Below are 20,373 nucleotides of genomic sequence, written 5' to 3'. Positions count from 1 at the left end.
CTATTCTTCCTCCTTTTTCCAACGTTCGGTAAATCCTTCCCTGTAATGCGGAAATAGTTCTTCGAGCTTATATATTTCATACGTCTGATCAAAGTCAAAGGATGCCGTAATGCCCCGTTTGGCAAAATCTTCAATCTCTTCCTCGGTATAGCCCAGATCTTTGAGCACCTCCTCGTTATTCTCACCGAACAGAGGGGCGCCCCATTTGATCTCGCCCGGATTATTCTTCCACTTATTGATGATACCAAGGCCTTTTACCCTTCCCATCATAGGGTCATCCCACTCGACAAAGATATCTCTTGCCTTCCAGTGCGGATCTTTTGCACAATCTTTGAGGGTATAGACTTTCTGGCATGGAATCTGGTTCTCCAGCATGATCTTTTCCACTTCATCTACCGTATGCTCTGAGACGAATTTCTCCATGGCTGCCTCCAGCCTTCGTCCCAGATCCGTGTCAGCCATCCAGCCAGACAGGATCTCGTCGATCTCCGGATCTCCATCCCCTGGCTTGGGCAGGCCGATCAGGGGATACCCCCTGCGAACAGGCCCATAGCCGTTCATTCCGATGAATATCTCGCCGCCGTCCTTGCACGTATAGAAACTGAACAGGGCAGCCTGGGTATCCTTATTGCCCGTACGCGGAAATTCTTTCCCATCGGTAAAGTATTCCATAGGACGCGTATCCAGAATCCGCGCCAGCGACTCATACTGGGCCACATCCACGGATTCTCCCTTGCCTGTGCGAAGCACATGTACATAAGCGGCCAATGCTGTCCAGCATGTATTAAGGGCCGTCACATAATCACTAAGATAAGGAGATACCTTCATAGCCTCTTTGGGCGTGCCGTTAAAACTCATATAGCCTGAGAATGCCTGCCCCACCGCATCATAAGAAGCGCGGCCGATATACTCCGGCACGCCGGTCTGGCCGAATCCGGAAACATGCACGATTGCCAGCCGGGGATTGATCTCCCAGAGGACCTCATCCGTAAGGCCCATTTTCTCGTAGGTGCCTCCTTTGGATGACTCAATGAAGATGTCCGTCCACTTGATCAATTTCTTAAATATCTCAAGGCCCTCCGGCGTCTTCATATCGGCAACCATGGACAGCTGGTTGCGGTGATTCTGGGAATATCCATAATGCCCCCGGACGCTGTCCGGGTTCTTCGGCGATTCAAAATGTACGACTTCCGCTCCGATCTCTCCTAGCAGCGTAGCCCCGAAGGGTCCCGCGATCGCGCCGCCGCATACCAGAATCTTGACTCCCTCCATCACGCCGAACTGGGGAAAATTGTTAAGGCCTGTTCCTTTCATTCCTATAATCTCCTTTCCATACTACACAATCTATCTCTTCATGTTCTTTAAAGCATTGACTGTCCCGATGCTACCCGTCCGGCGATTCTGCCGTAGAACAATGCGCCGCCTATGGATGTGCCGCAGGTAGGATACTCTGTCCCGAACATGCCCGTATCGGCAACTTCGCCAGCAGCATACAGGCCAGGTATCGGCCTTCCTTCTGTATCCAGCACCCGTGCGGCTACATCCGTCTCCAGGCCTCCAAAGGTAACCGTAACGCAAGGGTGAAGCCTGAGGGCTGCATATTTCGGCCCATTGATAGGATGCAGGAATCTGGATGGCTTTCCAAAGTCTTCGTCCACGCCCTTGTCAACCAGCTCGCTGTACCGGTCAAATGTAGCGCGCAGAACGGCAGGATCGCATTTTATCATTGCCGCCAGTTCTTCGATGCTGTCCGCCGCCTTATCCCTGCTGGTTCCTTCCACTGCCTGCTTGAACCCATACTGTACGCCGCTGTAAGGCTCGTCGCCGCTGGTAATGTACCATCCGCAATTGCTTCCGGAGGCCGCCAGCGCATCGGATACATGATACTGGTAGCTCCACTCATTCACCACACGCTCTCCGCGTTCATTGACAATCAGCCCGGACTCGTCATTGATGCCGATGCCGCAGGTCAGGCTGGTATAAACCACCTGGATTCCCGGATGCACGAAGTTGCGGGCGCCGATCTTCTCTGCCGCTATCAGCCCCTCTCCTACATTGCTCTTTGGAGTGGTTGAGAAATAATGGGCTACCGGGTAACGCGCGCACATCTCTTTATTGCGGGAATATCCTCCGGTGGCAAGGATCACGCCTTTCTTGGCGTATACCGTAAGTTTTGAACCGTCAAGCTTCTCGCACACTGCCCCGTTTACAGTACCGTTTTCATCGGTAAGCAATTCTTTAAGCGCCGTATTATATAGAATCTCACCGCCCAGTTTGTCTACATAATGATGGGTAAGGGGAGTGGTAATCTCTCCGCCCTGGCCGTTGGTCTGTCCGCCGCCGCCCATGCTGTTATGTACTCTCCATGGCTGAAGGGATACATGGATCGCCTCCACGTCCTGAACCTGGTAGCCCATCGTTCCCAGCCAATCCAGGGTCTCATTCAGATGCTCTACAAGGTAACGGTTCTTGGATGCATCCATAAAGTCTCCCCTGCGGTTTCCTACTTCCATCAAATAGTCATAGCACATCTCTTTCGTGTCATAGATCCCCTGCTCCTTCTGCCATTTGGTGCCTGCGCCCAGAAGTTTTCCGCCGGAACGCGCCGTGGAGCCTCCTGTAATTCCCTGCTTCTCGATCAGGATGACGTCCGCGCCGCCTTCCTTTGCTTCGATTGCTGCCGCCAGTCCGCCTGCGCCTGCGCCGAATACGGCAACATCAACCGTGCGCACCTCGTCCTTTGGCTCTGGAGCCTCAGGCCCCGGCGCTTGTCTTAGCTGTTCTATGTCCTCATCCGTTGCCCCTGCTGCTTTCAGAGCGGCCGCAACCGCGTCCAGTATGGCCGCGCTGGTCAGATCCGCACCATTTACCAGTGGAATATTCAGCGACTGGTATTCGATAATCTGTGGAGGGATGACCTCGATCGGAGAGGTGGGAAGATCCCATGCAAGACCTCGCACCTCCTTGTGCTTGACGATCTGAATCTTTTCAATCCTTTCTTCTGTAACGGTTACATTCACGATAAGTTTGCCGCGGTATCCGCGGCCGATGCCTTCATAAGCGCCTGGAACATAATGTGCCATAACATTTCCTCCTTATTTTTACCATTTGTTATTTTAATAACATTTTTTATTAAGTTCATTCTAACACTTATAATTCAGGCTGTATAATTTAAAATTAATCCCCCGCAATAAGTTTAATTTATGGTAGAATGAAAAAAAGAAGGATGCCTGGCATCCTTCCCACGATAGGAGGTATTCATATGAGCATCAAACGGCTCCCATTTTTTCTTTCCGCCGCCAAATATCTGAACTTTACAGAGGCTGCCAATGAACAGTTCATATCCCAGACTGCCATGAGCCTGCAGATCAAGAAATATGAAGACGAGCTGGGCTTCCAGCTCTTTCACAGAAGCAATACCGGCGTGACGCTTACCAAAGCCGGGGGCTATCTCTATAAGCGCTGCCAGTACATTATGGCAGACTACAACCAGGCCATCTCCCATGCCCGCCAGGTTTCGCAAGAGGATAAGCCTCTGATTAAGATCGGGTATCCCGGCGCATACGAACAGTTTGCCATCACGCCCATCGTAAGCCAGTTCTATAAGGACCATCCATCTATCCAGGTAGATCTCATCTATGGAAAGAAAAAGAGGAAAGTCCTGCAGCAGCTGGAAGATGGATATCTGGACCTGGCGGTAGTATCCGACTACGACCGCAATTATAGCCAATGGCTCAAAGTCCATCCCCTGAGGAAGGATGAATGCCTGTTTCTTCTGAGCGCGGACAATGAACTGGCGCAGCAGGACAGCCTGGAACCCGCTAGTCTTACGGGAAAGCCAATGCTTCGAACGATAGAGAATGACATCATCTCCTATGAATGGCAGATATGGAATGTCATGAATATTCTCGGCCTGGGCAGCAACGAAGTAATCTATGCCAACGATTACTACAGCATGGCTCTGCTTGCCAAATCTGATATTGGCTTTGGCATTGTCCCCGCCTGCATGAAGGATATGCCCATGGATGGACTTCGCTACGTTCCCATGGCCGGACGCACATTGAACACCGGATGTTCCGTAATCTATATGGAGAACAGCATGAACCCCGCCAGGGAAGAATTCCTGGAACTGCTCAAAGAGACGGCGGGCAAGTCAAAGAGCGGCAAGTAAAGCCGGAGATACCGTTCATATTTCCCGGAGATTTTTCATATAATATTGAAAGTCATGCCTGGAGCCGGTATATATGAACATCAAAAACAAAAGCGCTCTCATTATTTTTATCCTTATTCCTCTTGCGGCAGGATCCTTGTCTGCTCTCTTAAGCGGCAATTCGGCGGCCTATTTGGCATTGAATAAGCCGCCTCTTAGTCCTCCGTCCTTCCTATTTCCCATCGTCTGGACCATATTATATATATTAATGGGGATATCTTCTTATATAATCTATGAATCCGAAACTCCTGAAAAGAATAAGGCGCTTCGACTATATTTTATCCAGCTGTTCTTCAACTTCCTCTGGAGCATATTCTTTTTCGGCTTTTCCATGTACCTCTTTGCATTTTTATGGCTTCTCGTGCTTATCATCCTCATAGCCCTGATGATATATCAGTTTCACAAGATAAGTCCTGTTGCCGCCTATCTACAGATCCCCTACCTTATATGGTGCCTGTTCGCCGCATATCTGAATTTCATGATATACCAGCTGAATTAAATCAGGCAGGCCCGGGGCATCCGCGCTAAAACGCAAATGCCTCTTGCCTGCCTGTTCTTGGAGTATGAACTATGGAATTAATAGCAGTATGTCTTTTCTATGGCCTGTAAGCCCCATCTACGCTGATCGTCGTAGCCGTGATGCCGCTAGCCAGGTCGGATGCAAGGAACAGATATACATTCGCGATCTCTTCCGGCTTAAGCATTCTCTTCATTGGCAGTGTCTTCAAGTAGTCCTCCAGGATCTCCGGTGGAAGCCCCTTCGTCATATCTGTATCTACAACGCCAGGTGCAACGCCAACTACACGGATGTTCTTACGGATAATCTCTCTTCCAAGACCATGAGTCAGGCCGATTACGCCCGCCTTGCTGGTAGGATATCCGATTCCTGATAAGGAACCATAGATTCCGGTTACAGATGCCGTATTGATGATAACGCCCTGCTTTGCATCTTTCATGCACTGATAAGCAGACCATGCGCCATTGAATACGCCGTTAACATTGATGTCCATTATATTTTTGAAATCCTCTTCTGATACCCTGGAGAATACAGAATTCATTGTAATGCCTGCGTTGTTGATCATGACATCCAGTCTTCCGTACTTCTGTGCAACCGTTCCAACTGCTGCCATAACAGCATCTCTTGATGTAAGGTCTGGAGCGAATCCTAATACCTCTTCCTCCGGATAGAGTTCCTTTAACTGAGCCAGCGCTGTGTCTACCTCTTCCTGGGTCTCGCCAAATATGGAGACTTTTGCTCCATTCTCAATAAAGAGTTTTGCTGCTGCGAATCCGATTCCACGGGTTCCGCCTGTGATAATTGTAATTTTGTCCTGTACAAGTTTCATGAACTTTTCCTTCCTTTCTTTTCCTTTGGCTTATCATATCTGCCAAAGTATCGTATCGATTGATACAACTTTAACATTTTACAGGACGCGACATTGGAAAATCACACGGCATCTTACAACTTGTAGAGTTCTTTTTTAATTGCAAAATATAAGCAGTCCATGGACAAAAAGTTTGCAAACACTATCACTATTTTGTTTCCCTATAGATCCAGCATGCTTCTCATCTTCCGAAAAGAGATCCGGTACAGTACGTACAGGAAGATGGCGGATGCCCCAATCATAATGCTCTCGATTCCGATCAGCCTGATTTCTTCAATTTCCAGGCGCATATTGTTAAAAAAGAGCATCAGGACCGTAAAGACCAGGGATATCCCGCATCCTGCGATACCGGGATATAAGAAGATCTTGCGAAGCTGTACTTTTACCACCCGCGTCTCATAATCCCGGCTGGCCCCCAGCTTCTTCATATCCTCGAACAGCTGCCTGTTATCGACAGCAATGGTAACGCTTCTTACATAAGTCATAACCCCGATTGCCGCCAGGGCAATTATCGCAATGTAGGCGCTAAGCATCACGAATACCGCAATCATCTGCATAACCTCCCCTTTTGTAAGAACTTTGAAGGCAGGCGCATATTTCCAGTCCTGAAGAAGTTCCGGATTGTCCGCCGTCATCCCTACCCTGCCTGAATATGTGTAGGGTTCCCCTGCTTTTTTTGCAAGTTCTTCTTCGCGGGCATCATAAAGAAAATAATGGTCCGAGATATCTGTGGCATGCGCGATATATTCTTCTTCCAGTTCTTTGGCGAATGGATAAGTATCCATCACATCCTTCACGTTAAAGAAAACCATATCCTCTTTGTTATCCTCTGTAAGGCCAGCGGTATACGATGCATAATCCGCATCAGACAGGATAAATGCAAATGGATCGCTTACGCGTGTCAGATTATCGAATGCGACCGTTCCTTTATAAACCGGCTCCATTTCTTCCCCGGCAGCCGGGCTTGCCACCTTCAGCAGGCATTCCGGCTTTGCCCATATCTCTTCCTGATAGTTCTGCTGGACAATGGCTTTATACTCTCCCGGCTTCAAAGACACCGGTTCCCCCGCGATTCTGGAAAATTCAGAGGCAGAAAGGAATGTGGCATATTTTTCCCTCTTCACATCATAGTATTCCCCGTCATCGTTTAATTCGGTGCCGGCGTAGATGATCAGAAGTTCTGCTGCCTGTGCTTCCTTATAATCTGTGATTTCTACCCCATGCCTGTCTGCCAGATCATAGATCTCTTCTTTCGTAATCTGCTGTTCTGCCGCCGGATAATGCAGGGAATAATCGACCGGAGCATTTTCACCGTTTCGGAATGCAGAATCATAATACTGCATTCCCCAAAAAGCAGAGATCAGCAGTACGAAGATCAGCATCGCGATCACGCACATATTCTTTGTCGTCTGTCTTGCCGTGAATCGCATTAGATTGGTGGAAATAATATTTTTATAATATTTTTCCGGATGGCGTCCCTTTTTTGTCCTGCCTACCGCGCTTAGGAGGAATAGATATAGGCCCGCGGCGCTGATCAGATAGGCTCCATTCCAAAGCGGGGATGCTTGATGATGAAACACCCTGGCCCATATCGGCGGCACGGCCATCGTAAGCGCCAGGCCTATTATTACGCAGGCCAGGCCTAGTTTTCCTGTCCATGGCCTGATATCTTTTACGATCTCGCTCTTTCGCTGGGTTTTCAGAATCTCCATAATATCTGCCCGCCTGATAAAACGGTATCCGGCGGCAAATATGCAGCAAGCAAGCAGACAGGCAAAAAGGACGCCCGCGGCGATTCCCATCATACTGATACTGTACCTAAGATTCCGGGCATCAAGGAGCAAGGCCTGGAATCCCTTCCAGATAAGGAAGGATATAGGGAAGGCGCCGATAATGCCCAGCAGCATATAGCCCAGGATCACAGCGGCGAGTTCTCTTGCCAGGCAGCCGGCCAGCTGCTTCTTCCGCTCTCCCAGCGCCAGAAGCACTCCGAATTCCCTGCTTTTGTATTTAAAAAACAAACTCGATCCGTATATCGTGAATATGGTACAGCCGGCTACCGTCACGCCGAACATCAGCCAGCATAGTTTTCTCGTATCGCCTCCCTCCGGCAGCATCTTTTGGATGGCGGGCGAAAAATACATCATAGCGTAAGAAGATACCAGAAGGATGGACAGGAAGATGCAGATGCCAAGAATCCTGTACTGGTCCTTATTCTCCTTCCGCAATTTCTCTAGAATCTTATTCATCGTCATCCGAATCCCCTCCCAGTTCCCTTATGGTGTTCAGCAGTTCATCCATGAACGCTCTTCTGGTACCAGTTCTTTTCAACTCGCCATGGACCTTGCCATCCTTAAGCACGATCACCCGGTCACAGAAGGATGCCGCATAACTGTCATGGGTCACCATGAATATGGTGGCGTCCATCTCTGATCTGGCCTGGAGAAATGCATCAATCACTGCCTTGCAGGACTTGCTGTCCAGATTGCCGGTAGGCTCATCGGCCAGAATCACGTAGGGCTGGTTCATCAGGGCCCTTGCGACAGCTGTCCTCTGCTTCTCCCCGCCTGAGATATCCGCCGGATACTTCTCCATAATTTTTTCAATACCGAACAGGCTGCAGATATGCCTGGCCTTTGCCTCCATCTGAGGAATCGGCCGCTTCGCAATGATCTGGGGCAGGCAGATATTCTCGAATACGCTCAAGCCGTCCAGCAGCATAAAGTCCTGGAACACAAACCCCATGCTCTGATTACGGACCTTTGCAAGCCCTTCCTCCTTAAGCCCTGACAGATCCTTGCCTGCCAGCAGGATGCTCCCGTCTTCGTAAGGAATAAAGCAGGAAATGCAGTTTAAAAGCGTAGTCTTACCGCTGCCGGAAGGCCCCATGACAGCCACGAACTCTCCTTTTTCCACTTCCAGCGATATATCCTTAAGGACCGGATATACCTGGCTTCCGGTCTGATAGCTTTTGGTTAAATGCTCTACTTTTAACATAATGATTGCTCCCTTCTTCTTTCTGCCTTCTATTCTAGAAGAAGAGAGCAAGGATATCTTCCTTCAGGATGTCAAGTTTGACATGGTTTCTGTAAAGTTTGCAAAACCCGGATATTTCTGTATAATATCGTTTAGAAGCCTTCTGCCTGACGGCAGAGGCATGATAAGGAGACGGTGGAAATATGATCACGATCGGAATATGCGATGACGACCCAAAGATGCAAAAGGCATTGAGAGTCCCGCTTGAAAGGAAGCTTCAGCTACTGGGGGGAAGAATACCGCATCCTGGAATATGCTTCCGGCGAGGCATTGCTCGCAGGCTCCCAGACGGATGGACTTGATATCCTCTTTCTGGATATTGAGATGGATGGACTAAATGGCATGGAGACTGCGCGCTCCTTAAGGCGGATGGAGTCCGACACCATCCTGATCTTCGTGACCGCTTACCCTGACTTTGTATTCCAGGGCTATGACGTCCATGCATTCCACTATATCCTGAAGCCTTACGAAGACCGGAAAATCCTGGAGGTGTTAGAACAGGCATTAAAACTGCTTGGCAATCTGGGCGAGCAGTTCTATACGGTTGAGCAGAAATCCGGCATCTTGAGAGTCCCATTAAAACAGATCCTGGCCTTTTGCAGCGACCGAAGAAAGATCTCCATCTTAACAGCAGATGGGAAACTGGACTTTTATGGAAAACTGGGAGAAGTAGAAAAGCAGCTGCCGGACTATTTCATCCGAATTCATAACCGATATCTGGCAAACCTCAACCACATCACAGCCCTGGAACCTGACGGATGCGTGTGCGGGGATCATTTCCTGCCTGTCAGCAGGACTTACAGACAGCAATTGGAGATCGCCTTTGCCCGGGCGCTGCTCCAATAAGGGAGGAAAAAAATGCAAAATCAAGAGTCCGTATCCACAATAATAGAAGTCTTTTCCAAATGCCTGTACGCCTTTGGGCTTCCTTTTTTCTGCAGACTGCTGTACTCTGTAGTTCCAAGAAAGGACGGAAAGTTCTGGACCGCCGTCATAGGCGTATCCTGCTACTTTCTCTTTGGAATGACCATCTTTACCAACGATATGTTCAATGTGACCTTAGATCTTCTGTGGTTTACCGCGCTGATGCTGGTTGCGTTCAAAGGAAGAGCCTTACCCAAGCTTGCGTCGGTGGCAATCTTTTATCCGCTGGTCATCTCATTAAATTTTCTCATCCAGGATCTGTTGGGTGTAGTATATTTATCTTTAGATGCCACACTTTTTGCAAGCATATTCTGTTATTTGTCAGATGCATTCCTGCATATCCTCTTCTGGTATGTGCTGTATAGGCTTTTCCACCAGAGACTTTATGATTTCAGCAGGCTCTTCGACCAGAACACCTGGATCTTGCTGGGCACGGTCTGTCTGGCTTCGCTGGTCAGCATCACTACCGTCATCTACTATGCGCCGGCACAAAGCTACAAGATCTGGCTATGCGCCCTGGCCTGCATCATTACCAACATAGGAAGCCTCTGCCTGGCCGGATATTTTTCCAACAGCATCCGCCTTGAGGCAGAGCGGAATAACCTGAAGCTGCAGCAGGAATATTATGAAGAACTGGAACGCAATCAGACGGAGATCCGTAAGTTACGCCATGACATGAATCATCACTTAAGTGTGATAAAGGATCTTTTTTATTCCGAAAACAGAATGGAAGCCGAAGAATATTTTAAAGAAGTAGAGTCCCAGATTGCCGTGCAAAACCGGGTATTCTGCAAGAACAGCATCGTCAATGCCGTTCTTAATGCCAAATACAGCCAGGCAGTCGGGCAAGGCATTGACTGCTTCTTCCATGTCGATCTCCATAATATACAGAGCATCGACTCTGTCAGCCTCTGCTCCTTGTTCTCCAATACTCTGGACAATGCCATAGAGGCTTCCCTGAAGATCAGAGAGCCTGCCGCAAGAAAGATCTCCGTAAAGGCCCGTTCCACGGATTCCGGCTACTTCAGCTATGAGATCTCGAACCAGAAGGCAAACCCCATCGTGGAGAAAAACGGCCATATCCTGTCGGACAAAAAAGATGCCAAGTCCCATGGACTCGGCATCCGAAATATACGTGAAATCATAGATCGATATAATGGCACGCTGGATATCTCCTACACGGAGGATACCTTCACGGTAACCATGCTGATCCGGCTCTAGGGGAAGACTATTCTTCTTCATCTGCCATTTCTTTCTTCCAGCCTGTACCTATATCTACCCAGCCCTTGCATGCGGTCACTTGGTACAGATCTCTGCTGCAGATGCCGATGGCGCTGTTTCCTGTGCCGCCGGATGTATATACATATTCATCCATATATCTTTGCAGGGAAATGTCCATATAGACCTTTGCCCGCTTATTGGGAAGAGCGATAGGGCTAACGGAGCCAGGCCTGCAGCCCGTATAGTCCAACAGGTCCTCCTCATCCAGCACGATGCGCTTAACTTTGAAGCATTTCTCGTACTTTGCATTGTCGATTCTGGCATCCCCTGACAATATGATTATATTAGCCCCGATAGGCGCAGCAAAGGCCAGCGTCTTTGCAATCTTTTCCGCCGGGATATGGAGCAGCTCCATGGAATCTTCCGTGCTCTCGAAATCCCGCTCGCAGTCCCTGATCTCATATTGGAATGCCTGCTTCTTTAATAGTTTTTCTACCCTGTCTGCCGCCATATCCCGTTCTCCTCTACTTTTCAAACATAAATGTTCCGCTTTTGCCGCCGCTCTTTTCACAGAGATGGATCTCTTCGATCACCATCCGCTTGTCAATGGCCTTGCACATGTCATATATGGTCAGAAGCGCCGTCGACACGCCGGTCAGCGCCTCCATCTCCACCCCTGTCTTTCCTTCCGTCTTAACCTGGCAGAAGGCCTTGATCTCAAGTTCTTCGGGGTTCATCTCGAACCTGACTTCCGAGTTGGTAAGATTCAGCAGATGGCACATAGGAATCAGTTCCGCCGTCCTCTTCGTTCCCATAATCCCTGCCACTTGGGCTACCGTCAGCACATCGCCCTTCTTCACCTTCCTGCCGGCGATGGCTTCAAACACTTCCCGGCTTACCCGGATCTTTCCCTCCGCCAGGGCTCTCCTTTGCGTGATTTCTTTGCCGGAGACATCTACCATTACCGCATTGCCATCCTCATCAAAATGACTGAATTCCATTTTTTCTCCTCCTGCCTTCTGTCCTAGTCCAGATATGTATTCTTATACTCTTCACGGATATCTTCCGGAACCAGTTTTCCTCCGGTCGCCCACGCGATATGGACAGACTGCTCCATCTTGTCCTCCAGGCCATGTTCCTTGATATACTTCCGAGTCTCATCATAACGCATAAGTTTCAGCGGTCCCTCAAATGCCGCGCAGGAACTTGGCTCGATGAAGATATTCTCCGTATCCCATAAAGCCCTCATATATTCATAGAGCCATTGATCCTTCAGCGTAAATTCGCCGCTTAGCAGAGGCTCCATAACCTTTCCTACGAATCCCGACGGACGCCCCACCGCCAGGCCGTCTGCATGGGTGAGCCCGGTAAGCCCTGCATCCTGCACGCAGATCTGATTGTGGAGCCCGGTCGCCATTCCAAGGATCATGCAAGGAGCCTGGGTAGGCTCTACAAAGAACACATGCACATGATCCCCCCATATCTCCTTCAGGCCAAACGTCACGCCACCTGGAGCGCCGCCTACGCCGCAGGGAATATAGACAAACAATGGATGCTCTTCATCCACCTGGATGCCCAGTTCTTCCATCTGTCCGATCAGGCGCTTCGCGGCCACTGCATATCCCATGAATAGATTCTTGGAATTCTCATCATCCACAAAGTAGCTCTTCGGATTGGCGTCTGATTCCTTTCTGCCATTCTTTACTGCCTCGCTGTAATCCGACTCATATTCCACCACTTTTACTCCATGGCTTCGCAGCATATCCTTCTTCCATTGCTTTGCGTCCGCAGACATATGCACGATAACTTCATACCCCACCGCCGCGCTGGCGATTCCAATACTCAGGCCCAGGTTGCCGGTAGAGCCTACTTGTATGGTATACTGGCTGAAGAATTCCCTGGATTCATCCATTGCCAGTTTGGAATAGTCATCTTCAAGCGTGATAAGCCCTGCTTCCAAAGCCAGGTCTTCCGTATGCTTCAGCACTTCGTATATCCCTCCCCTTGCCTTCACAGAGCCAGCCACTGCCAGGTGGCTGTCCTGCTTCAGAAGGAGACGTCCCTGAATCGGATCTCCATACGTCTGGTTCAGAAATTCCTGCATCTTCGGTATCGGTGTCAGGGCGGATTCAATCAGCCCATTTCGCTCCGCTGTCTCCGGGAAGCATTTCATTATAAAGGGAGCAAAGCGTAAAAGTCTCGCCTCTGCGTCCTCAATGTCCTCCATCGATATGCCAAGGCTATCCTTTGCCTCACTCCATGGCCTCCATTTTGGATTCACCCATCCTACTTCTTCTGCCTCCGCGATCTGCTTCACCACTGGTATCTCCATATACTTTCTGTCCATTCCCTTACCTCCTTTTAAAAAAGGGACCGGAAATTCCGGTCCCTTGTCGTTCAAATCTCCTATTCCCATTATATTTTACAGGAATATATATTTCAATATAAATAATACTGCCAGCACATACATCAGTATGCTGATCTTCTTCTCCTTAGCCTTTCCTGTCAAAAGATTCAAGGCTACATAAGAGATGACTCCCATGGAGATACCTTCTGAAATGCTGTAAAAGAATGGCATTGCCAGAATACAGATATAGCAAGGAAGCGCTTCTGCGATATCGTCAAAGTCGATGTTGACAACGTTAGTCAGCATATAGAATCCTACGACTACCAGAGCCGGCGCTGTCGCGAAAGAAGGAATCGCGAGGAAGATTGGCGACAGGAACAGGGCAAGCCCAAACAGGATCGCCGTAGTCACTGCCGTAAGGCCTGTTCTTCCGCCTTCTGATACGCCGGATGCACTCTCTACGAATGTCGTGGTAGTAGAAGTACCAAGCAGTGCGCCTGCCGTCGTACCAACCGCATCTGCAAGAAGCGCGCCTTTGATACGTGGCAGCTTGCCGTTTTCATCCAGCATATTTGCCTTGGATGATACGCCGATCAATGTTCCAATGGTGTCAAACATATCAACAAACAGGAATGCAAAGATTACAACAATAAAGTTCAATGAGAAGATTCCTGTAAAGTCAAGCTTGCAGAATATCGGCGCAAGGCTTGGCACTGACAGTCCGCTGCTGAAATCAGGAAGCAGCCCGTAGAATCCAAGTTCCGGATTTGGAACGTATAAGCCGGCAAACTGGCAGATGATTCCAAGCAGCCAAGTAATCAGGATGCCCCACAGGATATTGCCTTTGATGTTCTTGATTACAAGGATTCCGGTAATGATAATGCCAATAATCGCAAGAAGTACCGTGATTCCTACATCATTAAAGGATGCTGCCACTCCATTTGCCTCATTGTACTTGTCCACAGAGAACAGTTGGAGAAGCGTGGAGCCTCCGATAACGATCTTTGCGTTCTGCAGGCCGATAAATGCGATAAACAGACCAATACCTACGCTGACAGCAGCCTTTAAGTTCTTCGGAATCGCATTGAAGATCGCTTCACGCACGTTGGTAAGCGAAAGGATGATAAATATAATACCTTCCACGAATACGGCGGTAAGCGCAACCTCCCAGCTGTATCCCATTCCCAGGACAACCGTGTATGCAAAGTAAGCATTCAGTCCCATGCCCGGAGCCAGTGCAAACGGATAATTCGCAAATAATGCCATCAGCAATGTGCCAATCAAAGATGCCAGCGCCGTAGCAGTAAATACGGCTCCCTGATCCATTCCTGTAGCGGAAAGAATGCTGGGATTAACAGCAAGGATATAGGCCATTGTCATAAATGTCGTGATTCCGGCCAGGATCTCAGTCTTTACATCCGTGCCATTCTCACTCAGTTTAAAAAACTTTTCTAACATGTGTTTCCCTCCTTTTCGTCTCTCATCATTAGAAACAATAACAAGTTAATATTAACAAAATAGACCCATAAAGTAAATGGGTCTATCTATTAATTATTGTTATCAATAACTATTACCGGGCTTCCCTGATCCGTTTTCTAAGTGGCAGCACCATGCCAGGCGCCACGGAAAGCTCGTCAATCTTCATCTCAAGGAATGTCTCCGTAAGGCTTAAGTCCGCCGCCAGTTCCCCGCAGATGCCAATCCATTTTCCTTCTGCATGGGCATTCGCCGCTGCCATGCGGATCATCTCCAGGACCGCGGGGTGATGGGAGTCGTAGAATGCGTCCAATTGCTGGTTCTGGCGGTCGATCGCCAGCGTATACTGCGTCAGGTCGTTGGTTCCGACACTGAAGAAATCAACCTCCTTTGCCAGTTCCCGGCTCACCATGACTGCCGCCGGCGTCTCGATCATGACGCCCAGCTCTACATCCTCCCGGAAGGCAATCCCTTCTTCCGTCAGTTCCTTCTTCACTTCCTCAATGATTTCCTTGATTCTTCGCACTTCATTAACCGAGATGATCATAGGAAACATGATCGCGATCTGTCCGAATGCGGATGCCCGGTACAATGCCCTAAGCTGGGTCTTGAATATCTCCGGCCTTGTAAGGCAGATACGGATTGCCCGGTATCCCATAGCCGGATTCTCTTCCTTGCAAAGCCCAAAGTAATCCACCTGCTTGTCAGCGCCGATATCCAGGGTTCGGATAATGACCTTTCTGCCGGCCATATTCTCCGCCACCGTCTTATATACGGAAAATTGCTGTTCTTCTGTCGGATACGTCTCGCTTTCCAGATAGAGGAACTCGCTTCGAAACAGCCCGATGCCGCCAGCGTCATTTTTGAGAACAGCGCCTACATCGGCAAGGTTCCCGATATTCGCGTACAGATTTACCTTCTGTCCGCTCTTTGTTATGTTCTCCTTGCCTTTTAACTGCTCCAGAAGTTCCTTCTGCTCCTGGTCCTTCCTCTGCTTTTCCTGCATGGCCTCCATGGTCTTTGCATCCGGCTCGATGTAGACCTTTCCTTCCAGTCCGTCAACAATGGCAAGTTTCCCGTCATACTCCTTTTTCAGGTCTTCTCCAAGAGAAATCACTGCTGGTATGTTCATCGTCCTTGCAAGAATGGCAGTATGTGAATTGGCAGATCCATGCATGGTGATGAAGGACAGTACTTTCTCTTTATCCAGCTGTACCGTCTCGCTTGGAACCAGGTCATCCGCAGCGATGATCGCCGGCTCATCCATCTTCATTGCATCGGTGCTGTTATCGGACAGCACCTGAAGAAGCCGTTCGGATACATCCTTTACATCGGCTGCCCGTCCTTGCATATATGCATCATCCATAGCCTGGAACATGGCTGCAAAGTTATCTGCCGTGGTGCCAATAGCATATTCGGCATTCACTTCCTGGGTGGTAATGATATTTACGATAGACTCTACATAGTCCAGGTCCTCCAGCATCATCTGATGGATCTCGAATATCATGGCATTGGATTCGCCCACGTCCTCCATCGCCTTATCATATAATTCCTGAAGCTGGGCCACTGCCTTTTCCTTCGCCGTCTCGAATCTCTTTACTTCCCCTTCGGTATCATCCACATGAATCCTTTTGATCGTAATCTCATTTCGTTTGTAAAATGCAATCTTGCCGATTGCGACTCCGCCAAATACGCTTTTTCCTGTTAGTGTAATCATCTTTTCATCATCCCCTTTTACAGGTTCTCTTTTAAAAATGTTTCCAGTGCCTGGGCCGCTGTATCCTCATCCGCGCCTTCTGCCGTCATGAATATCTCGTCGCCTTTTTTGGCTCCAAGGCCCATAACTCCAAAGATTCTCTTGGCATCCGCGCTTTTGCCGCCCTTTCCAATCATAATCTTGGATGTAAATTCGTTGGCCTTCTTAACCAGCAGGCCAGCTGGTCTTGCATGGATTCCCTCCGGGTCCGTAATGGTGTACTGGAATTCTTTCATCGTTTCATTCTCCTCTTCTTTATTATAATTATTTTTATTTTCGCTGTCTATTGTTTTTCTACAGGAAGCGGTTTTTTCAAAAGTATAATTCCTGCCATGGTTACCACGGCCCCGATTGCCAGCGCCAGAAGAAACATCGGCGCATTCTCCACGATCCCGATAACGAAGATTCCTCCGTGAGGAGCTCTTGAACCACATCCAAATGCCATGGACAATGCCCCTGCCACAGCAGAGCCCACTACGCATGGAGGTATGATTCTTAGCGGATCGGATGCCGCAAAAGGAATGGCCCCTTCCGTAATAAAGGATAGACCCATGATATAGTTCGTAACCGTGGTCTGCTTCTCACTCTTGGTAAACCGGTTTTTAAAGAAGGTCGTCGCCAGCGCGATGCCGATTGGCGGCGTCATGCCCCCGATCATGACTGCTGCCATGATGTCAATCTGGCCGCTTGCAATGGCCGCTGTTCCGAACACATAGGCCGCCTTGTTGAATGGTCCTCCGAAGTCAATGGACATCATCCCGCCTAAGACGGCTCCCAGCAGGATCTTGCTGGATTCTCCCATGCCTGCCAGCATATCATTCAGCCAGGTATTAAAGGCTCCTACCGGAGGGTTTACAAGGAATATCATAATCGCCCCCATTGCCAGGATGCCAAGGAAAGGATACAGCAGTACCGGCTTGGTGCCTTCCAGGGATTTGGGCAGCTTATCTAGCAGTTTCTTAATCAGCACCATCAGGTAGCCTGCAACGAAGCCGGCAATCAGCGCTCCGAAGAAGCCGGAAGATACCCACTGGTCTTCCGGCAGGAATACGGATGTTCCCGCCTTGGCAAGTAATCCGCCCACGATGCCGGGCATCAGCGCCGGCCTGTCCGCAATTGCCATCGCGATATATCCGGCCAGGATTGGGAACATCATGCCAAACGCAGTATTGCCCACCGTATGGAAGAACAACGCAAGCGGCGTCCCGGATCCAAAGTCCGCGGCTCCCGCATTGGCGCTGTCCACCAGGAAGGACAGGGCGATCAGGATGCCGCCGCCGATCACGAATGGAAGCATATGGGATACGCCGTTCATCAGGCTTTTGTAGATCTTTCTTCCCAGGCCTTCCCCGTCCTGGCTTAACGCCGCCTCATCCGTGCCTTTGCTGCGATAGATTGGCGCCTTGCCGCTCATGGCTTCCGTAATCAGTTCTTCTGCTTTGCTGATTCCGTTAGCAACCTTCGTAATAATGACTGGCTTGCCATCGAATCTTGCCATCTTTACATCCTTATCCGCAGCGATGATGATGCAGTCGCATCCGGCGATCTCATCGGCTGTCAGCACATTTTTATCCCCGCCTGACCCGTTGGTCTCGACTTTGATCGTGTAGCCCATCTCTTTCGCCTTGTTCTCCAGGCTTTCGGCCGCCATATAGGTATGGGCGATACCGGTCGGGCACGCGGTGACTGCCAGAATCTGATAGCCTTTTTATCCTCTTTATCATTTTCCTTCTGCTCTTTGGATTCTTCGGGGAACTTCTCTTTTTCCGCGGCGTCGATATAGCCCAGGAATTCCTCCTTTGTCCCGGCACTCATAAGATTCTCACGGAATCCGTCATCCATCAGCAGCATGGAAAGCCTGCTCAATACTTCCAGATGAACATTGTCTTCTGTATTCGGCGCGGCAATCAGGAAGATCAAATGAACCTGCTCTCCATCCAGAGAATCATAGTCCACGCCTTCCTTCACCACCATGGCCGCTAGCCCCGGTGCCTTGACGGCATCAGTCTTGGCGTGCGGGATCGCGATTCCTTCCCCAATCCCCGTGGTACCTTCCTCTTCTCTTTTATATACGCCTTCTCTGTATATATCCACGTCCGCAATGTTGCCTCCCGCAGCCATAAGATCTACCATCTGGTCAATGGTCTCCTTCTTTGAGCGGACCTCTCCATTTAGGTTAATGCTCTCTTTCCTGAGCAAGTCTACAATTTTCATCTCTTTTTCCCTCCTATAATCCATATTCCTTTGGATCCTCATTAAGCAGCCTCGCTACATCCTCTTTGGCTGCCAGCCAATAAAGAAATGCCGTTGCACTTCCGGTTGCGACTCCCAGTCTGAACGCCTTTTCATAATCTCCGGTATTCAGGTATCCGGTTAAAAATCCCGCCACCATAGAATCGCCTGCCCCTACGGAATTGAGTACCTTGCCTTTGGGAGGCTTCCCGCTATGAATGCTTCCGTCCTCCGCCAGGAGAAGCGCGCCGTCACCGGCCATTGACACCAGCACATTCCTGGCCCCCATCTCCTTTAGTCTTCCCGCATATTCGATGATCTCTTCCTGCGTCTCAATGGTAGTTCCAAACATCTCGCCCAGTTCATGATTGTTGGGCTTTATCAGGAAAGGATGGTATTTTAGCACATTTAGCAGCAGTTCCTTTGTGGCATCTACCGCCACCCGGATATTCCTGCCTTCAAGTCTTTCCATGATCCGCTCATACATATCCGAGGGCAGCGTATTGGGAATGCTTCCCGCAAGCACTAGTACATCCCCTTCCTCCAGCTGATCCAGCTTCTCATACAAAAGATCGATCGCCTCATTGGTAATCACCGGGCCCTGTCCATTGATCTCCGTCTCTTCCTTTGCATTGACTTTTACATTGATCCGCGTAAATCCTTCTTTTAATTTGATAAAATCCGTGTAGCACCCATAATCATTGAGCATCTTCTCAAGGGCTTCGCCGGTAAAGCCGGCCACGAACCCAAGGGCCTTGCTCTTTAGTCCCAGGTTTGACAGTATCACTGATACATTGTTTCCCTTTCCTCCCGGGTAGATGCATTCATGGGTGGTCCGGTTAATCCTGCCGGGCACCAGTTCTTCCGTCTGGATGACGTAATCCAGGGAAGGGTTAAATGTTACCGTATAAATCATGTTTTATCCAACCTCCAATATATTCTTGCATGCCTTGTAGGACGCATCCCGCAGCCTGGTAGTCAGGATCATTCCTTCCTCAAATCCGGCGAAGGTCACCGAAGAGATCTGGTTGATCTTGGTAGAATCCGCCAGTACATAGCGGTTCGCGCACTGTTCCATTGCCTTTTCCTTCACCAGCGCTTCTGTAATATCCGGCGTCGTCAGGCCGCGCTCCCTATGTACTCCGTTAGCCCCGAAAAAGCCTTTTGTAAAGTTATATCTTTTCAGGCTGTCGATCGCCTCTGCGCCTACGATTGCCTCTGTCACTTCTTTTAACTCGCCGCCCAGCAGAAAGACCCTGCACCCTTTCTGCAACAATTTCTGCGCATGGCCAATCGCGTTGGTGACATAGATGGCTTCCTGCTCTACGATATAGTCGATCATCAGATCTACGCTGCTTCCCGCATCCAGATAGACAAAATCATCCTTTTCAATCAGAGCTGCCGCATACTTCGCGATTGCTACCTTTTCCTCTATATTCATATCTCTGCGAACAGTGAGGGATGCGTCCCTGGTCATTCCTTCCACGCTAAGAGCCGTGGCCCCTCCGTGCACTTTGATCAGGCTTCCCTTCTTATGAAGCGTGGTCAGATCTCTGCGGATCGTCGATTCGGAAGTATCAAGCACCTCCGTCAATTCCTGTACGGTAACCGTCTTTTTCTCATTTACAAGCCTTAATATCTCATTGTAGCGTTCTTCTGCCAGCATCTCCTGTCCCTCCCTCAGTCATATTCGTTCAACTTCATTCAATTTCGTTCATCTTTATCCTTATGATACAATCACTTTCAGTCAAAGTCAATCATATTCAGTCAAAAATAATCACCAAAT

The 20,373-nt window shown here is 49.3% G+C and carries 17 protein-coding genes and 1 pseudogene; 4 read left to right on the top strand and 14 right to left on the bottom strand.

Annotated features, from left to right (window positions below; translation table 11 throughout):
• Together baiF and K0036_RS06860 are read right to left on the bottom strand one after the other, a co-directional pair.
• The gene (baiF, locus tag K0036_RS06865) at nucleotides 1-1,314 is read right to left on the bottom strand and encodes a bile acid CoA-transferase BaiF (protein ID WP_025644101.1); all 1,314 of its coding nucleotides are present in this window, start codon (nucleotides 1,312-1,314) and stop codon (nucleotides 1-3) included.
• 47 nt (nucleotides 1,315-1,361) lie between these two features.
• On the bottom strand, nucleotides 1,362-3,083 hold the full coding sequence (locus K0036_RS06860) for an FAD-dependent oxidoreductase (RefSeq protein WP_025644103.1): 1,722 nt from the start codon (nucleotides 3,081-3,083) through the stop codon (nucleotides 1,362-1,364).
• Nucleotides 3,084-3,262: 179 nt separating this feature from the next.
• Here K0036_RS06860 and K0036_RS06855 point away from each other — a divergent pair, with 179 nt between their 5' ends.
• Nucleotides 3,263-4,171 (top strand): LysR family transcriptional regulator, encoded by a 909-nt coding sequence (locus K0036_RS06855; RefSeq protein ID WP_025644105.1) that lies wholly within the window; start codon nucleotides 3,263-3,265, stop codon nucleotides 4,169-4,171.
• Between the two features lie 73 nt (nucleotides 4,172-4,244).
• On the top strand, nucleotides 4,245-4,709 hold the full coding sequence (locus tag K0036_RS19545; RefSeq protein WP_025644107.1) for a TspO/MBR family protein: 465 nt from the start codon (nucleotides 4,245-4,247) through the stop codon (nucleotides 4,707-4,709).
• A gap of 97 nt (nucleotides 4,710-4,806) precedes the next feature.
• Here K0036_RS19545 and K0036_RS06845 read toward each other — a convergent pair whose 3' ends face one another.
• The 3 genes from K0036_RS06845 to K0036_RS06835 all read right to left on the bottom strand — a co-directional run bounded on the left by K0036_RS06845 (nucleotide 4,807) and on the right by K0036_RS06835 (nucleotide 8,592).
• The gene (locus K0036_RS06845; protein WP_025644109.1) at nucleotides 4,807-5,556 is read right to left on the bottom strand and encodes an SDR family NAD(P)-dependent oxidoreductase; all 750 of its coding nucleotides are present in this window, start codon (nucleotides 5,554-5,556) and stop codon (nucleotides 4,807-4,809) included.
• A gap of 200 nt (nucleotides 5,557-5,756) precedes the next feature.
• On the bottom strand, nucleotides 5,757-7,850 hold the full coding sequence (locus K0036_RS06840) for an FtsX-like permease family protein (protein ID WP_220431024.1): 2,094 nt from the start codon (nucleotides 7,848-7,850) through the stop codon (nucleotides 5,757-5,759).
• A complete protein-coding gene (locus K0036_RS06835; RefSeq protein ID WP_173693007.1) occupies nucleotides 7,837-8,592 on the bottom strand; it encodes an ABC transporter ATP-binding protein in 756 nt (251 codons plus the stop codon). The genes K0036_RS06840 and K0036_RS06835 overlap by 14 nt, the downstream gene beginning before the upstream one ends.
• Nucleotides 8,593-8,835: 243 nt before the next feature.
• Between K0036_RS06835 and K0036_RS06830 the strand changes: the two genes are divergently transcribed.
• Complete coding sequence (locus K0036_RS06830; protein ID WP_259283404.1) at nucleotides 8,836-9,477, top strand: LytR/AlgR family response regulator transcription factor; 642 nt, start codon at nucleotides 8,836-8,838, stop codon at nucleotides 9,475-9,477.
• Nucleotides 9,478-9,489: 12 nt separating this feature from the next.
• Nucleotides 9,490-10,776: a sensor histidine kinase gene (locus K0036_RS06825; protein WP_173693005.1), complete on the top strand. Its 1,287-nt coding sequence runs from the start codon at nucleotides 9,490-9,492 to the stop codon at nucleotides 10,774-10,776.
• Nucleotides 10,777-10,783: 7 nt separating this feature from the next.
• On the opposite strand, the gene K0036_RS06820 is transcribed toward K0036_RS06825, so the two are convergent.
• The 9 genes and pseudogenes from K0036_RS06820 to K0036_RS06780 all read right to left on the bottom strand — a co-directional run bounded on the left by K0036_RS06820 (nucleotide 10,784) and on the right by K0036_RS06780 (nucleotide 20,253).
• The gene (locus K0036_RS06820) at nucleotides 10,784-11,287 is read right to left on the bottom strand and encodes an aminoacyl-tRNA deacylase (protein ID WP_025644117.1); all 504 of its coding nucleotides are present in this window, start codon (nucleotides 11,285-11,287) and stop codon (nucleotides 10,784-10,786) included.
• A gap of 13 nt (nucleotides 11,288-11,300) precedes the next feature.
• Nucleotides 11,301-11,777 (bottom strand): cyclic pyranopterin monophosphate synthase MoaC, encoded by a 477-nt coding sequence (gene moaC / locus K0036_RS06815; protein ID WP_025644119.1) that lies wholly within the window; start codon nucleotides 11,775-11,777, stop codon nucleotides 11,301-11,303.
• 23 nt (nucleotides 11,778-11,800) lie between these two features.
• A complete protein-coding gene (gene dsdA, locus K0036_RS06810; RefSeq protein WP_420341582.1) occupies nucleotides 11,801-13,108 on the bottom strand; it encodes a D-serine ammonia-lyase in 1,308 nt (435 codons plus the stop codon).
• A gap of 90 nt (nucleotides 13,109-13,198) precedes the next feature.
• Nucleotides 13,199-14,581, bottom strand: coding sequence for an NCS2 family permease (locus tag K0036_RS06805; RefSeq protein ID WP_173693002.1), 1,383 nt, complete (start codon nucleotides 14,579-14,581; stop codon nucleotides 13,199-13,201).
• 112 nt (nucleotides 14,582-14,693) lie between these two features.
• A complete protein-coding gene (gene ptsP, locus K0036_RS06800; RefSeq protein ID WP_173693001.1) occupies nucleotides 14,694-16,316 on the bottom strand; it encodes a phosphoenolpyruvate--protein phosphotransferase in 1,623 nt (540 codons plus the stop codon).
• Nucleotides 16,317-16,333: 17 nt separating this feature from the next.
• The gene (locus K0036_RS06795; protein ID WP_025644127.1) at nucleotides 16,334-16,591 is read right to left on the bottom strand and encodes an HPr family phosphocarrier protein; all 258 of its coding nucleotides are present in this window, start codon (nucleotides 16,589-16,591) and stop codon (nucleotides 16,334-16,336) included.
• Between the two features lie 47 nt (nucleotides 16,592-16,638).
• A pseudogene (locus K0036_RS06790) lies at nucleotides 16,639-18,569 on the bottom strand (PTS fructose transporter subunit IIABC).
• 13 nt (nucleotides 18,570-18,582) lie between these two features.
• Entirely contained in the window at nucleotides 18,583-19,503 is a 921-nt protein-coding gene (pfkB, locus tag K0036_RS06785) for a 1-phosphofructokinase (protein ID WP_025644129.1), read from the bottom strand.
• 3 nt (nucleotides 19,504-19,506) lie between these two features.
• The gene (locus K0036_RS06780) at nucleotides 19,507-20,253 is read right to left on the bottom strand and encodes a DeoR/GlpR family DNA-binding transcription regulator (RefSeq protein WP_220431022.1); all 747 of its coding nucleotides are present in this window, start codon (nucleotides 20,251-20,253) and stop codon (nucleotides 19,507-19,509) included.
• Nucleotides 20,254-20,373 lie beyond the last annotated feature (120 nt).

This window comes from [Clostridium] scindens, from assembly GCF_019597925.1.
Lineage (GTDB): Bacteria > Bacillota > Clostridia > Lachnospirales > Lachnospiraceae > Clostridium_AP.
The sequence above is the reverse complement of the archived record's forward strand: the minus strand, read 5'-3'. Positions and strand labels throughout refer to the sequence as shown.